General features: G+C 51.9%; 14 protein-coding genes. 6 read left to right on the plus strand and 8 right to left on the minus strand.

Features of this window, described 5'->3' with window-relative positions:
- Nucleotides 1-22 precede the first annotated feature (22 nt).
- Nucleotides 23-2,473 (plus strand): TonB-dependent receptor, encoded by a 2,451-nt coding sequence (locus ACYVH9_RS03610; protein ID WP_460634926.1) that lies wholly within the window; start codon nucleotides 23-25, stop codon nucleotides 2,471-2,473.
- A 62-nt stretch (nucleotides 2,474-2,535) separates the two neighbouring features.
- Complete coding sequence (locus ACYVH9_RS03615; RefSeq protein ID WP_460634927.1) at nucleotides 2,536-3,456, plus strand: DUF4249 domain-containing protein; 921 nt, start codon at nucleotides 2,536-2,538, stop codon at nucleotides 3,454-3,456.
- Between the two features lie 129 nt (nucleotides 3,457-3,585).
- Here ACYVH9_RS03615 and ACYVH9_RS03620 read toward each other — a convergent pair whose 3' ends face one another.
- The 3 genes from ACYVH9_RS03620 to ACYVH9_RS03630 form a co-directional block, all read right to left on the minus strand.
- Nucleotides 3,586-3,879: a hypothetical protein gene (locus ACYVH9_RS03620; RefSeq protein ID WP_460634928.1), complete on the minus strand. Its 294-nt coding sequence runs from the start codon at nucleotides 3,877-3,879 to the stop codon at nucleotides 3,586-3,588.
- A gap of 24 nt (nucleotides 3,880-3,903) precedes the next feature.
- Nucleotides 3,904-5,976 carry a ComEA family DNA-binding protein gene (locus tag ACYVH9_RS03625; protein WP_460634929.1) on the minus strand — a complete coding sequence of 691 codons (2,073 nt, stop codon included), beginning with the start codon at nucleotides 5,974-5,976 and terminating at the stop codon, nucleotides 3,904-3,906.
- A gap of 115 nt (nucleotides 5,977-6,091) precedes the next feature.
- Entirely contained in the window at nucleotides 6,092-6,988 is an 897-nt protein-coding gene (locus tag ACYVH9_RS03630; RefSeq protein ID WP_460634930.1) for a PPK2 family polyphosphate kinase, read from the minus strand.
- A 274-nt stretch (nucleotides 6,989-7,262) separates the two neighbouring features.
- Here ACYVH9_RS03630 and msrA point away from each other — a divergent pair, with 274 nt between their 5' ends.
- The 4 genes from msrA to ACYVH9_RS03650 all read left to right on the plus strand — a co-directional run bounded on the left by msrA (nucleotide 7,263) and on the right by ACYVH9_RS03650 (nucleotide 10,641).
- A complete protein-coding gene (msrA, locus tag ACYVH9_RS03635; protein WP_460636442.1) occupies nucleotides 7,263-7,853 on the plus strand; it encodes a peptide-methionine (S)-S-oxide reductase MsrA in 591 nt (196 codons plus the stop codon).
- Nucleotides 7,854-7,990: 137 nt separating this feature from the next.
- Nucleotides 7,991-8,686 carry a response regulator transcription factor gene (locus tag ACYVH9_RS03640; RefSeq protein WP_460634931.1) on the plus strand — a complete coding sequence of 232 codons (696 nt, stop codon included), beginning with the start codon at nucleotides 7,991-7,993 and terminating at the stop codon, nucleotides 8,684-8,686.
- Nucleotides 8,683-10,047 (plus strand): HAMP domain-containing sensor histidine kinase, encoded by a 1,365-nt coding sequence (locus ACYVH9_RS03645; protein WP_460634932.1) that lies wholly within the window; start codon nucleotides 8,683-8,685, stop codon nucleotides 10,045-10,047. Before ACYVH9_RS03640 ends, ACYVH9_RS03645 begins: the two co-directional genes overlap by 4 nt.
- A gap of 210 nt (nucleotides 10,048-10,257) precedes the next feature.
- Nucleotides 10,258-10,641 carry a hypothetical protein gene (locus ACYVH9_RS03650; RefSeq protein WP_460634933.1) on the plus strand — a complete coding sequence of 128 codons (384 nt, stop codon included), beginning with the start codon at nucleotides 10,258-10,260 and terminating at the stop codon, nucleotides 10,639-10,641.
- 129 nt (nucleotides 10,642-10,770) lie between these two features.
- Here ACYVH9_RS03650 and ACYVH9_RS03655 read toward each other — a convergent pair whose 3' ends face one another.
- The 5 genes from ACYVH9_RS03655 to ACYVH9_RS03675 form a co-directional block, all read right to left on the minus strand.
- Nucleotides 10,771-11,091, minus strand: coding sequence for a plasmid stabilization protein (locus ACYVH9_RS03655; RefSeq protein WP_460634934.1), 321 nt, complete (start codon nucleotides 11,089-11,091; stop codon nucleotides 10,771-10,773).
- A gap of 168 nt (nucleotides 11,092-11,259) precedes the next feature.
- Entirely contained in the window at nucleotides 11,260-11,961 is a 702-nt protein-coding gene (locus tag ACYVH9_RS03660) for a DUF4097 family beta strand repeat-containing protein (RefSeq protein WP_460634935.1), read from the minus strand.
- A 7-nt stretch (nucleotides 11,962-11,968) separates the two neighbouring features.
- Complete coding sequence (locus ACYVH9_RS03665) at nucleotides 11,969-12,748, minus strand: DUF4097 family beta strand repeat-containing protein (protein ID WP_460634936.1); 780 nt, start codon at nucleotides 12,746-12,748, stop codon at nucleotides 11,969-11,971.
- A 26-nt stretch (nucleotides 12,749-12,774) separates the two neighbouring features.
- Entirely contained in the window at nucleotides 12,775-13,527 is a 753-nt protein-coding gene (locus ACYVH9_RS03670; protein ID WP_460634937.1) for a HEAT repeat domain-containing protein, read from the minus strand.
- Nucleotides 13,511-14,029, minus strand: coding sequence for an RNA polymerase sigma factor (locus ACYVH9_RS03675; RefSeq protein WP_460634938.1), 519 nt, complete (start codon nucleotides 14,027-14,029; stop codon nucleotides 13,511-13,513). Before ACYVH9_RS03675 ends, ACYVH9_RS03670 begins: the two co-directional genes overlap by 17 nt.
- Nucleotides 14,030-14,242: the final 213 nt, after the last annotated feature.

The raw sequence follows: 14,242 nt of genomic DNA on the forward strand, positions 1-14,242 counted from the left end.
AGTCTCATTATACAACCAATCTATGAAACAGTTCTTACAACTATGTCTCCTTGCGTTGCTGGCAGGGCCGGTGGCCCGGGCGCAGGAGGCAAGTAGTCCAGCCCCGGCAGCCCGGCGGACCAACGGGCAAACCACCGTGAGCGGTTACATCAAGGATGCTGCCAACGGCGAAGGGTTGATTGGAGTTTCGGTGTTTGTGAAAGAAACGGGTTCGGGCGTAACGACCAATTCCTACGGTTTTTATTCGCTAACGCTTCCGGCCGGTACCTACAACCTGGTGTATTCGTACGTCGGTTTTTCCAAACAAAACCGGACCATTGATCTGACCGGTGAAAATGTACGACTGAACATTGAATTGCAGGAGGAAGGGCGCGATCTTCAGGAAGTGACGGTGTCGACCAAACGCGAAGACGATAACGTAAAAAGCGTCGCCATGAGTGTTAATACCGTGGAGATGAAGACGATTCAGAAAATGCCAGCCTTGCTCGGTGAGGTCGATGTGATCCGGAGTATCCAGTTATTGCCGGGTGTTTCGACGGTGGGCGAGGGCGCTACGGGTTTCAACGTGCGGGGCGGTAATGTGGATCAGAATTTGGTGTTGCTCGACGAAGCGCCGGTCTACAACTCTTCCCATTTGTTTGGTTTCTTCTCGGTGTTCAACCCCGATGCGGTCAAGGATGTGAAGCTGATCAAAGGTGGCATTCCGGCCCTGTATGGTGGGCGGATTTCGTCTATTCTGGATGTGCGGATGAAAGAGGGTAATTCGAAACGAACAACGGTTTCGGGTGGAATTGGGCTTATTTTTAGCCGGTTGACGCTGGAGCAGCCATTGTTTAAAGACAAGGAAGGACAGGCGCGGGGTTCGTTCATCATTGCCGGGCGCCGGTCGTACGCCGACGTTCTCGCCAAACCGTTCCTGACGGGCGATCTGAAAGGATCGCGGTTTTATTTCTACGACCTGACGGCGAAAGCCAATTACCGCATCAACGATAAAAACACCCTTTACGCATCCGGGTACCTGGGGCGTGATGTATTCGGAGCAGATTTCGGATTTAACTGGGGGAACACCACCACCAGTTTGCGCTGGAACCACGTTTTTAGCGACAAACTTTTTCTGAACACGACGGCTTTTTACAGCAATTACGACTACCTGCTGGACAGCGACTTAAAGCGAAAAAATACAAAGGACTTTTTTAACTGGAAGTCGGGCATTGTCAATTACAGCCTGAAGCCTGACTTTACGCTGTTTCTGAAAAATAATACGTTGACGTTTGGAGGCCAGGCGATTATTTACGATTTCCGGCCGGGCGAAGCCAACGCGGCCAGCGGGGGCGAGGTACGATCCTTCGGGCTGGAAAACAAGTACGCCGTGGAAAGTGCGCTCTACATTGGCAATGAACAGCAGCTGTCTCCGCGGGTGCAGTTGCAATACGGGCTGCGGTATTCCTTTTATAACTACATCGGACCCGGCGAAGCGTATGAATTTCAGACGGATGTGCCGCCCAACCAGCGCCGGTTTCCGGTCAGGACCATCGAATACGACCGCAACGAAACCATTCAAACGTACGGCAACTGGGAGCCCCGGTTTTCGGCCAAGTATGAGTTGAGCGAAACCAGCTCCCTGAAAATGAGCTATAACCGGTTGGCGCAGTACCTGCATCTGATCTCGAATACCACGGCTTCGACCCCACTGGATGTCTGGACACCATCGACCAACAACATCAAGCCACAGATTGCCGATCAGGTGGCTGCGGGCTACTTCCGCAACTTCGGCCGGACCGGAACGGAGTTTGAAGCGTCAGTGGAAGTGTATTACAAGTGGCTTCAGAACCAGGTGGATTACATCGATGGGGCCGACCTGTTGCTGAACAAATACCTCGAAGGCGACCTGCTGAACGGAAAAGGCCGGGCCTACGGTGCCGAATTTTACGTGAAGAAAAACCGGGGCGATCTGACGGGTTGGCTGAGTTACACGTTGGCCAAAACCGAGCGCTTTGTCGAAGGAATCAACAACGACCGCTGGTTTCCGACGCGCTTCGACAAGCGGCACACGCTGAATGCCGTTGCCTTGTACGATTTGAACAAACGCTGGAGCTTTTCGGCCACGTTTGCGCTGGCTTCTGGCACACCGGCTACCTTCCCGACCAACGGTTTTCTATTTCAGAACCGACTGGTTGGCGTTGTCAACGGGCGCAACAATTACCGCATTCCACCCTACCACCGTCTGGATTTGTCGGCGACGCTCGAAAACCGGAAGAAAAGGCCCGAGCAGAAGTGGGAAAGCAATTGGGTTTTCTCGGTCTACAACGCCTACGCCCGGAAAAATCCGTTCTCGGTCTTTTTCCGGCAGGCCGAAGACCGACGAACCGTCGTGATGAACGGCGAATCGGTGCAGATACCAACGGCTGAAGGCATACGGTATTCGGTTTTTGCCACGGTGATTCCGTCGGTAACCTACAATTTTAAATTCTGATAAATCCACTTTGGGAAAACCGTTATGCGACGGTTTTTTCGGAGTGTCAATGATAAACGATCATGAAAAAGACCCATTTGCGTGGATTTTCGATCCTCCATCTGTTTTTGTTCGGGCTGTTTCTGCTGGGGCTGACCTCCTGCGAAGATCCGATTGATATTAAACTGGATACTGGCCCGGCGCAGTTGGCCGTCGATGGCTGGCTGACCGACCAACCCGGTCCACAAACCATTAAGCTCACCCGCACCACTGGCTATTTCGATGCCTCCCAACCCCCGGCGGCTTTGGGCGCTACGGTGATTGTGGCCGACGAAGACAGCGTGATTCACGAGTTCGTCGATGTGAAGGGAACCGGTACCTACGTCTGGACGCCCAAAAATGGGGAGAAGTTCGGGAAGATCGGAAAACGGTATCTGCTGGGCATTCGGTACGAAGGGCAGGAGTATTACGCCATTTCCCAGATGCAGCCGGTTCCGCCGATCGATTCGCTCGTTTTTCGGGAGGAAAAAATTAACCCGGTTTCGAGCGAAACCGGTTTTCAGGCCGAGTTTTACGCAACCGATTTGCCCGGACAAACGGATTATTACTGGATTCGGACCTACCACAACGGCAAGCTGCTCGACGGCCCCGGTGATATTGTTGTTTCGTACAACGGTTCGTTCAACGGGTCGGCTGATACCGACGGTTTGCTGTTCATTCAGCCGATTCGGTGGGCAATCAATATCAATGACCTGTACAAACGGAACGATTCGGTACGGGTAGAATTGTTGTCCATTACGCCGGATGCGTTCTATTTTTTCCTGCAACTGAGCACCCAGATCAACAACGGGGGACTGTTTGCCTCACCGCCCGCCAATGTGCCGACGAACGTTGTCAACCGCGATCCGAAAGGCCCGAAAGCTGTCGGTTTCTTTGGTATTTCGGCCATGAGCAGTAAAACCGCTAAAGTGGAAGATGTGAATATTCGGCCGAGTGATGATTAAAACTGTTTTGATTACGGTATTGTAAGATCACGCGTGCTTAATGGATGAATTTATTAGTCATCAGATTTAGGATATTACGTTCAAACCTGTCTGGTCTTTGAGATGGAGAGACCAGACAGGTTTTGTTTTTTAGTAACTAACTTGAGGGGAAGGAGAACTAGTTTGCTTAACGGTGATAAACCAAATTAAACCTGTCACGATGATGAGCGCGCCTGTTAAGAAGAGCGCTTTTCTTTTGCTTTTAAAAAGTGCATACCCCGTTAAGTATACCTCTGCTAAAGCAATTAAGATAAAAATCGCTTCAATTAGGTAAATTGTATTGATGTTATACTGAGTAAGCTTCTCTGAATTCATCATTGCCCAAAAAGACAGCGGTAGGCCCACAATGCCTATGGTTCGGGTAAAAAATCGTAAGTAGCGCATACAAAACAATTTATAATTATTTCCTCAAAACCGCCACCGCGCCTGTAGTTTCACTTCGCTTTTGTGCGGTTTGGGAATCTGGTCCAGATCGGAGCCGACGGTGTCCTGCTGCCGGAAATCGGTGCGGCTCCAGCGCAGCCAGATGTCCAGGTGTTTGTTTAGGTTATACTGGATCAACAGGTAATTCCGGATGCCTTTGTTGGCGTAGGCCGGAATCGAAAACGCCGACAACACATCGCGCTCGTACACATACTGCCGGCTGTCGTAATTATCCGTGCTGAACCACGCCAGCCGACCGCTGAGCAATAACCGTCCGAAATCGGCAGTGGCGTCCTGAACAACGGCCAAACCGGTCGATGCCGGATGACCCTCATATTGAAAACCACCCCACTGCACCCGTGTCCGCAGCGTTAACATCCGCGAGGGGGCATACTCGGCGTTGAGTGCGTAATTTTTACGCACTGTGCCGACAGTTTCTTTGGCTTTGCTGAGGGCTGTGGGCAGGTTTTTCTCCTTGTGTTCCTCATGGTAAATGCCGTAAATCGTTAATTTTTTGGTGGGTGTATACGTGGCCTGTAATAGATAGTCATACCCCCGCGACGGTTTATCGACCAGGTATTTCCACCAGGGGAAGCGGTAAAAATCCACAAAAGTCCCTAAGGTGAGTTTCCGATAAATGACGTAACGCAGCCCTGTATAAATGCCCTGTTCGTTGCTGGTACGCGTGTTTTCGCCGAACGCATTGGCGTAAAAGCTGTGGAAATTCCGGTCGTAATGCCGCCCGAGCAGAGCGGCATCAAGGCGTTTGGTCAGGCTGGCTACGGCGCCCCCAACGGCCCCGATACCTCCACTGGACGAGCGGGCAGCTTCCCCAAAAAAATTGACGTTTTGCCAAACATAGCTGCCATGCAGGCCAACAACGGTATTTTGCTGGCCGGTAAACTCGTAGCGGTTGTAGGGTAAGTCGCGCTTTTGTAGGAATTTGTCGAAAATCGTATGCAAAACCGTTGCGCCCAGTTGCAGCCGTTGGCCTCGGTGGTAGTGCAGGTGTGCACCCAAATTATGTTCCAGTAAACTGGCGCGGTCGGCCAGTTCGGCGGGTGTGCGGTGCAGGCCGCTGGTCTGGAGAGAACTGATCTTGTCCACCTGGTTTTCGGTATCCACCACCACATTGCCGTCGCGCCGGTTGCGGGCGGCCAGCAGCGTAACGGACCAGTTAGGAGGAAGGGCATACGTGGCCGTCAGGCCGCGCAGGTAACCGAACTCACTCAGCGATGTGTAAGGCCTTGCCCCCAGCGAGGGACGCCGAACGCCCGCGACGGTTTCGGCTCCTTTGCCCAGGGAAAAGCCCGACGCCAGCACCAGGCCCTGCCCGATTTGCAACTGATAATCACCGATCAGGATGTTCTGCCAGCGGCCCCGGTTCTGCCACTGGGCGTGAAACGAAATGTAGTCGATACCGTACTGGTAGCGGCCTGGCTGCCAGCGAAACGGTTCGCCCGGGTCCTGTTCGAGCGTCAGCCCAAAGCTGAAATCGCGCGGACGGCTGTAACGATACCGCAAGTACCACTGCTGTCGGCTACCGGCGTAGCGCCGGGGCAAGTTGCCGTTTTTATCCGGTTCGGCGAGCGAAAACCCTTTTTGTTGTTCCAGAACCCGTTCAACGCGCATGATCAGGTAATGATCCGTCGGGTTTCGGACCGAAAACGAACGGTTTTGAGGGTCAACAGTTACAAACGGCAGCAACCGGCGGATGGTGGGCAGGTCGAAATCCGGAACGGCCTGAAGTTCGTACACCGACAGGAAACGGCCAAACGTCGTGCGGTAGTCGAACAGGCTGTTGAGCTGCCGTTCGGTGAGCAGATTGGTGGCCAGCAGCTCCTCACGAGAGACGGTGTTCAGGTCGAACGGATTGGCGTAAAGCTGGTAGAGATTTTCGTAAACCGTCTGGTAGTCGACACCTTCCGTCTGAACCGGAAACAGGTCTTGGATAAAGTTGTTGAGATTGGTTTCGCGCCGACGGTATTCCTGCGCCAAGGCCAATGAACTCAGCAGCAAAAAGCCGCCGATGAGCCAGAAAGTAGAACGGTATTTCAAATCGTCGTCGCAACAGGAAAGCCGCAGCCTGCCGGGCGGCTCAATCCGGCTGAAAGATTTTCTTTCAGATGCTTAGACGAAGAAAAAGGCGGGGAGATACCCCCCGCCATACAATCTACTCTTTCTGGATAACCTCGACCAGTTCCTTTAAACTCTTTTGCTGCGCTTTTGTCACGGTTGGATACGCCATCGTGAGGCTTTGCAGTTTCTCGACCAGGATTTTGGATACCATCAGCCGCATGTTGCGTTTATCGTCGGCCGGAATGATGTACCAGGGCGCTTTTTCGCTGGCTGTGGCGTTGATGGCGTCTTCGTAAGCCTGCATATACTGATCCCAGTAACCGCGCTCGACTACATCCTGCTTTTCAAATTTCCAGTTTTTTGATTCGGTTTCAATCCGGCTGATCAGGCGCTTGCCCTGCTCTTTCCGGGAAATATTCAGGAAAAATTTGACGACCGGAAAACCGTTTCGAGTCAGGTACTTTTCAAAATTGCGGATGTCTTTATACCGGTGTTTCCAGAGTTTATCAAGATCAGCCGTTTGCTCGTCGGGCAGCCGCTGGGTTTCAGTCACAATTTCGGGATGTACCTTGACAATCAGCACTTCTTCGTAGTACGAGCGATTGAAAATTCCGATGTGCCCCCGTTTGGGCAGGTGGATGGTGCTACGCCACAGGAAATCGTGGCTCAGTTCCAGGTCATTGGGCTTTTTAAACGAATGCATTTGCAAGCCCAGTGGGTTCACACCCGAGAACACGTGCCGAATGGTACCATCTTTACCGGCGGCATCCATAGCCTGGAAAATTACCACCAGGCCATAGCGGTTGTGGGCGTACATTTTTTCCTGCAACGCGTTCAGTTCGGTTGTCTGGTATTGCAGCAGAAGTTCATAATGTTCTTTGCTCTCGTAGAGATCGGGGTAGCTCTGGAGGGAATCGGCGATGGTGAATTTTTTAGATTTGTGGCCCGTAAAACGAAATTGTTCAGTGTCTAACTCCAAGAATTCAAGCATATCAGAAAGAGGTTTGAATCAGCCCGTTAAACGGCGAACCGTCTTTGCCAGGATTCTGTTTTATAACTAGAAAACCGTGGGGCTGAGCAGTGCGTATGTATGGAACTCGCATTTGTTACCTAGTCAACTAAAAACCTTTCAACGTCTTACTATGTTCAAACCAATGCAATTCAGACGGCTGACGACCTGGTTGATGGCTTTGTTGCCCATCATGCCTTTGTTGTCGTGTGGGCAATCGTCAAAACAGCAAACATCCGAACGAAAAACCAAAATGATGAATACCAACAACACTGCGTCTACGGCTCCCGGTATGGAAAAAGCCACCTTCGGAACCGGCTGCTTCTGGTGTACGGAAGCCATGTTTGAATCATTGGACGGCGTTTCTGACGCGGTTTCCGGCTATGAAGGAGGAACCAAGGCCAATCCAACTTACAAAGAGGTTTGTACCGGTAATACCGGCCACGCGGAATGCGTAGAAGTAACCTACGATCCGAAAAAAATCACCTACGCTGAGTTGCTTCAGGCCTTCTTCCGGAGCCACGACCCCACTTCACTGAATCGCCAGGGTGCCGATGTCGGCACGCAGTACCGGTCCGTGATTTTCTACCACAACGACGAGCAGAAGCAGCTCGCCGAAACCGTGAAGAAGGAACTGAACGAATCGGGGGCGTATGACAAAAAGATTGTAACCGAAATCAGTCCGGCGAGTACATTTTACGTAGCTGAAGACTACCACCAGAGCTACTTCGCCAACAACCCGGAACAGGGCTATTGCTCTTTCGTGATTGCACCGAAGCTGGACAAATTCCGGAAGGTATTTAAAGATAAGCTGAAGGGCAGCAGTAAGGTTGCCGAAAATCACTAAAAATCGTTGAAAAAAGCCCCTTTCGGGGCTTTTTTCTTTACTACCGTATTCGTTGGGTTAGTACCTTGCAGTCAGGTAATTAGTCTGCCCATTCCGATCAGATCGCTCGACCCGGAACGGTTTTTTTATTCTAACGTATGACGGCTGGCTCCAACGCGCAATTATTACTGGTCGAAGATGAACCTAAAGTAGCCACATTTATTAAAAAAGGGCTACAAACACAGTCGTATACCGTTGAGGTGGCCCTAACGGGCGAAGAGGGGAAGGAGCGGTTCGACGCAACGGATTTTGATTTGATCATTCTGGATGTTAATCTGCCTGGCCTGAGCGGACTTGAACTGGCCGAATACATTCGGCAGCAGAATCGCCGGATTCCGATCTTGATGTTAACGGCACTGGATACAACCGCCGACAAATTGCTCGGGTTTGAAGCAGGTGCCGATGATTATCTGGCCAAACCGTTTGATTTTTTGGAACTGCTGGCGCGGGTGAAGGCCCTGTTGCGTCGGTCCGGGGCCGATGACGAAGCGGAGCGGGTGCTACGGGTCGCCGATCTGGAGCTTAATCTGGATGAGCGGGTTGCCCGCCGACAGGGGCAAACCATCGAGCTGACGGCCCGCGAATATGCGTTGCTGGAATACCTGATGCGGAACGCCGGACGGGTTGTCTCGCGGGTAGACATTGCCGAGCGTGTGTGGGATATTGGGTTTGACACGGGGACGAATGTAATCGACGTTTATGTCAGTTACCTACGCGCTAAGATTGATAAAGATTATCCCGTTAAACTGATCCACACCCTAATCGGTATGGGGTATGTGCTGAAAGAAAAATGAGTCTTCAGAACCGTCTTACGCTTTTATCGACCGTCATCGTCTCTGTTTTGCTGGCGGTTTTTTGCCTGTTTCTGTACCTGGTGGCGGATCAATACCGCAAGTATGAATTTCTGACCCGGTTGCGGGCCGAAGCGCGTACGGCAGGACATCTGCTGGTGGGCCGCGAACGCATGGGGCCAGCGCTCTACAAACTGATTGACAAAAACCAGCTGACGGTATTGCCCGATGAGGAAATTATCATCTACAACGCTAAAAATGAGCTGATTTACGAAAGCGGTACGGATTATCTGACGGTGACGCCCGAAATCCTGAGCCGCGTCCGGAAGCTGCAAACAACACGCTGGCAGGAGAAGGGACGTGAGGTGGTGGGAATTTTATTTGCCGAAGATTCCGATCCATTTGTCATTTTTGCCTCGGCGGTTGATACCTATGGCGTCCGGACGATTCAGGATTTGGCCGAATTGCTGGGCGGGGGCTGGTTTCTGATGACGGGCATCGTGCTGGTGGCCGGGCGGTATTTTATGGGACGCATCGTGCAGCCCATCAGCCGAATCAATCAGCGCATTGATGAAATTACGGCCTCCAAGCTGTCGCTGCGCCTACCCGAGGGAAAAAGCGGAGATGAATTAACGCAACTGGCGCAGCGGTTCAACCGGATGCTAAACCGTCTGGAAGAGGCTTTTCGATTGCAACGCTCGTTTGTATCGCACGCTTCGCACGAGTTACGGACTCCGCTGACGGCCATTACGGGCCAGTTGGAAGTGTCCTTGCTGGCCGAAGATGAACCCGAGGAACTGCGGGCAACGCTGCGGTCGGTGCTTGACGACGTACGTGGCCTGAACCGGATGACGAACGGTTTGCTGACCCTGGCCAATGCCAGCATGGATTCGTCGGCTGTACCGATGGCGCCTGTTCTGCTGGATCATTTGCTGGAACAGGTGCGGTTGGAGATTCAGCGGCTGCAACCGTCCTATACCGTTTACCTGCGTATTGACCCGTTGCCTGCGGCCTACACCCATTGGCAGTTGACAGGGAGTGAGCCGCTGCTGCGAACGGCTTTTTTTAATTTGCTGGACAACGGCGGAAAGTTTTCGCCCGATCATACGGTATCGATGCACTTGTCGTCGCCGGGAAAGTTGCTGCAACTGAACGTTCACAACGCCGGGTCGGTCATTCCTTCCGATCAGTTGGCCGCTATTTTTGTTCCTTTTCAGCGGGGACGCAACGCAAGCGGTTTGCCGGGATACGGCATTGGGCTTCCGCTAACCGAACGCATTGTGCAGTTGCACCAGGGCGAAATTCAGGTTGCGTCGTCGGCCGAAGACGGCACAACGTTTACCGTTACCTTCCCCCGTTCCTAGCCAATACATTTACCTTCTTTTTCGTCCTTGAATACCCGTAAGGCTCCTTTTTTAGTGGGTTTGGCTCGTTTTAGCTGCATTTCTAACCCCGTTCTAATGCGGCTCTAACACGAGCTTAACACTGGCTTCCGATCTTTGTTATGTCAGCCAGAAGATAGGTTCAGTAGCAACCCGACTTCGTGAGATTGACATCTAAACATAGGACAAGCCATGAAAACATACATTTTTGCTTTAGCTCTTAGTGGACTTTCAATCGCAGCGGTTTCAGCGCAGGATGTTGCCAAAAACCGGAACGATGGAACATACTCGACCCATAATTACAAGCATCCTAACAAAGCCGCAGTAGCCCGGAAATGGGCAAGCCAGAAGGGAACGGAGATTAACGCTCCCGGACTTGACAACCGGGCCGTAGCCAACTACAAACAGCCCGTGCCGAACGCTGAGCCTGTTGATGGATTTGTCGTTCCGCACAACGCACAGGAGAACCTGGCCAACCGGAACTACAAATTTCAGCGGCCCAATGCCTCAACTGCGGTTGATCAGGCATCAGAAGTTGCAACCAATCCACGCCAGTCTCTTCCGAAAGAGAACTAATTAGTATCGAACCTTCCGTCTAATAGATGATTTAGCCGCACTGACCAGTGCGGCTAAATTTTTAGGATCGGTGGCGACGTAAATCCGCAAAAGTTGACACCGTCGGAATTTTAGTTTAGCCCCCAAATTTCAATGATTTTGGGATTTCGCTTCAGCGTTTTTCTTGCGGGTTGCGGCTGCTTTCTTCGCAGAAGCGGACCGCTCTTCAGCGCTGCGTGAGGCTGACGCTGCTCCGCCTTTTTTACCGCCTTTTTGGGCAGGTGCCTGGTTTTCGGCATGTCCGCGGCCCGATCCGCTTTTTTTGCCGCCCCCCGACATTTTGTTTACCGTAGCCCAGGCCCGGCGTTCGGCTTCTTCTTCCGGTACACCCCGGTCTTCGTAACTTTCTTCGATGTGTTCGGCTTGTCGTTGCTGCTTATCGGTGTAAGCAGATTTGTCTCCTCGTGCCATAATCTTCGTTTATTTTGTGTGACAACTACCAGAATTCTCATCCAGCCAAACGCGATCCGACGACGCATGCTGGTTGACTGGTGGATAAAACGGCAATTACTTGATTATGTTTGAACGATTGCTCGATTGAACGCAACCGCTGCTGCACGGTGAAAAAACAGGGGGTATTTACTTTTTCCGCCGAACGTATACATTATTACTGATTGACTCCAAACGCACTTCCGGACCACCGCCGTTCACTGTTCCTTCCAGTAAATAGCCAACCATCGGATTTTGCTGGCGCTTGTTTTTGAAGTCGATAGTCAGGTCGGAATACACCTCTCCAGTGATGGTTTTCAGGGCCAGGTTTGCCCCCTTCGTGCCCGCCCAGTTTAAGTCCACAAAACCGCTGATGGTTTTGGCGAAAACGGCTTCGGTGGCACCCTCAATAGCAATATTTCCGTTGATCGATTCGATGCGCAGTTTGGCTTGCCGGGGCAGAAAAACCTGGTAGTTGATTGTACTGCAGACGTAATGGTACTGCCCGTTCGTTTTGCCAGAGCGCCAGGTTGCCTCTTTACCGGGACAGTCTTCGGCTTTTCCCTCTTTGAGCATTTCCCGGTCGAAGTCGGTTTTGAGGCTGATTTCAGTCGCTGTCGTGTTGGATTCGACCAGCAAGGCGTCATTCAGCCGTCCGTTATTGACCGTGACCGCAATGCGAACCGATACTTCGGCTTTGTCCCAATACCGCACCTGAATGCTGTCGGCAAATCTCAGGTTGAGGTTGACGAGCTGCTGGTTCGAAAACGGGAATTTTTTATCGATAATCTTCTGGGCAAAAGCCGGAGCAAGCAACAGGCTGGTCAGGAGGAGTAGGAATAGCTTTTTCACGGCCGTTTTATTTTTGTTTGCGGATGTAAATATTGCTGCTGATGGTATTGAGCTTCATTTCCACTCCTCCGCCATTGGTTGTTCCCTCGACGTTGTTGCTGCCGCCTACGCGTGGCATCCCTTCCTTTGAACTCTTCTGCCCCAAATCAAAATCGGTATACATTTCGCCGTTGATCGACCGGAGCTTCATGTTCGTTTTGGCATTGGCGGGCAGGGTTACATCAATTTCACCCGAAATAGTGGTGATGGAGGTTGGTTTTTCCTGACTCAGATTCGTGAAAGTAACATTGACTTCGCCATTGGTCGTATTGGCGACCACCGGCCCGGTTACGTTTTTGAGCGAAATGGGGGAGTTGGTGGTTTTGACTTCCAGGTCGCCATCCACGTTACTGATGCTTACCGAGCCGTTCCGCCAGTTGACCTGCCGCACTAAAATAGCCGCTCTTTTGGGCACCCGAATGGTGTAGTCAATATCCTTGCGGGTTGCTTTTTCAATTTTCAAGCCGTTGCCTTCCGGCGTTACGGCCAGTCCGATTCCCGAATTATCGACAGCCGCGTAGTACAACGGTTTTAAGCCTTTGGCCCGTTCGGGGGGGGCTTCGAAGGTGGCCGAAGTACGGATCACCACCTCGTCGCCGTCGTATCCTTCAATTTTGTAATCACCAGCATCCATTTCGATGGTGACTTTCCGGTCTTTTGAATTGCCCAGTTTGGCTTTGTATTCCTGGGCATGAGCATGGAGGGTACACCACAAAATTGCGGTGACTAACAGGGTGAATTTTCTCATTGGTTTGGTTTGAAAAGTGGAAAATCTTAAGTCCGGCTCAGGCGGCTAAGCCCTTCTGCGGCCTTTTGGCGCACTTCTTCCAGGACTTGCTGGTTGCGGGCCAGCCGCTGCATTTCGTTGATGGCCCGTTTTTCCTGAATGGAAACAAGCGCTTCGATCAGCATGATCTGAATGTACGGATCAGTCTGAATTTTCAGGGACTGAATGAGGCCTTCCCGAACGCCCGGTTCGTTGGGCAACCGCATCAGGGCCTGACAAGCTGCCAGCCGCACGTTCACATTATCGTCGAAATTCAGCGTATTGATCAGCAACTGCGTAATGTCCTGATCGGCTTCTGGTAGATCAGACGACTGGTTGACGGCCTGAATGCGCTCGCTGGCCGATGTCTGAGCCACCTGGTCAAACCGCAACACCTCCTTGATAGCGACGGCCGATGTGGTTTCATACGCAGCGTTTGGCTCGTTTGCGCGGTTACTATACTGCAATCCGCCGACAAATCCACCCGCCAGCAGGGCTACACTGGCGGCCAGCCCCAGACTCCAGGTGGCCAGTGTACGCAGTCGGCTAGCCGAACTCAGCCGGTCGCTCAGGCGCTGACGGACTGTCAGCGATGGTTGTTCGTTTCGAACCTCCGCAAAATAACGGAACGGTTCGGCCTGCTGCTGTAAGGCGTCGGGCACTGATGGGCTGTTGAAAAATTCCCGCAACTGCTTTTCCTCCTCCAGTGTACTCTCTCCGGCGTAGTATTTCTCCAGCAGCTTGTCAATATCCTGCTTCATAGTCGTTGGTTTTCAGGTAGCTATCCCGAACTCGTTGCCGGGCTCTCGACAGAATCACCCGGATGTTGTTGACGGTAAGCCCCGTTATTTCTTCAATCTCTTCAAACGAATACTCCTCCACGTCGCGCAGGTGCAGAATGAGTTTCTGGGACTCCGGCAGTGCTTCGATGATGCGACGGAGCAGGGCCGCGCTGTCCGATAATTCGGTTTGGTGGTAAGGTGAAACGCTGTTCTCCTGGACGGTTGTCAGATCGGTGGCATCGTCGGTCGTCCGGTGGCTATGGGCTTTCAGTTTATCCAGACACAAGTTGCGCGTCATCTGCACGGCCAGTGCTTCGACGCTATGGTACGCATCCAACTGCTGCCGTTTTGTCCAGAGTCGCATTAAAATCTCCTGCAAGGTATCCTCGGCTTCTTCGCGGCTTCGCAGAAACAGTTTGGCCAGCCGGAAAAGCCGACCCTGAACGGGGAGTACTTTTTGCTTGAAGGTTTGTAAATCCATTTCAAAGACAAAGACGACCGGTGCGAAAATTCATTACAGAGTTTGCGAAAAAAACTGATTTTTATCAGGAGCGGTGGGCTGGCGCAAGCGATCGGTTTTCGTACTGCTTGAATCCAGCGGGTTACTTGAGTCTGGAAATGAGCATACGTAGAACTACTTGCTACTAGAAAACTAATACGGGTTACTACTACGAAAAAGTAAGGGAATTCTACC

Source organism: Larkinella harenae, from assembly GCF_054780515.1.

Coding starts and splice junctions, on each gene's coding strand:
- ACYVH9_RS03610 (WP_460634926.1), top strand. CDS start 23: ATGAAACAGTTCTTACAACTATGTCTCCTTGCGTTGCTGGCAGGGCCG.
- ACYVH9_RS03615 (WP_460634927.1), top strand. CDS start 2,536: ATGAAAAAGACCCATTTGCGTGGATTTTCGATCCTCCATCTGTTTTTG.
- ACYVH9_RS03620 (WP_460634928.1), bottom strand. CDS start 3,879: ATGCGCTACTTACGATTTTTTACCCGAACCATAGGCATTGTGGGCCTA.
- ACYVH9_RS03630 (WP_460634930.1), bottom strand. CDS start 6,988: ATGCTTGAATTCTTGGAGTTAGACACTGAACAATTTCGTTTTACGGGC.
- msrA (WP_460636442.1), top strand. CDS start 7,263: ATGAATACCAACAACACTGCGTCTACGGCTCCCGGTATGGAAAAAGCC.
- ACYVH9_RS03640 (WP_460634931.1), top strand. CDS start 7,991: ATGACGGCTGGCTCCAACGCGCAATTATTACTGGTCGAAGATGAACCT.
- ACYVH9_RS03645 (WP_460634932.1), top strand. CDS start 8,683: ATGAGTCTTCAGAACCGTCTTACGCTTTTATCGACCGTCATCGTCTCT.
- ACYVH9_RS03650 (WP_460634933.1), top strand. CDS start 10,258: ATGAAAACATACATTTTTGCTTTAGCTCTTAGTGGACTTTCAATCGCA.
- ACYVH9_RS03655 (WP_460634934.1), bottom strand. CDS start 11,091: ATGGCACGAGGAGACAAATCTGCTTACACCGATAAGCAGCAACGACAA.
- ACYVH9_RS03665 (WP_460634936.1), bottom strand. CDS start 12,748: ATGAGAAAATTCACCCTGTTAGTCACCGCAATTTTGTGGTGTACCCTC.
- ACYVH9_RS03670 (WP_460634937.1), bottom strand. CDS start 13,527: ATGAAGCAGGATATTGACAAGCTGCTGGAGAAATACTACGCCGGAGAG.
- ACYVH9_RS03675 (WP_460634938.1), bottom strand. CDS start 14,029: ATGGATTTACAAACCTTCAAGCAAAAAGTACTCCCCGTTCAGGGTCGG.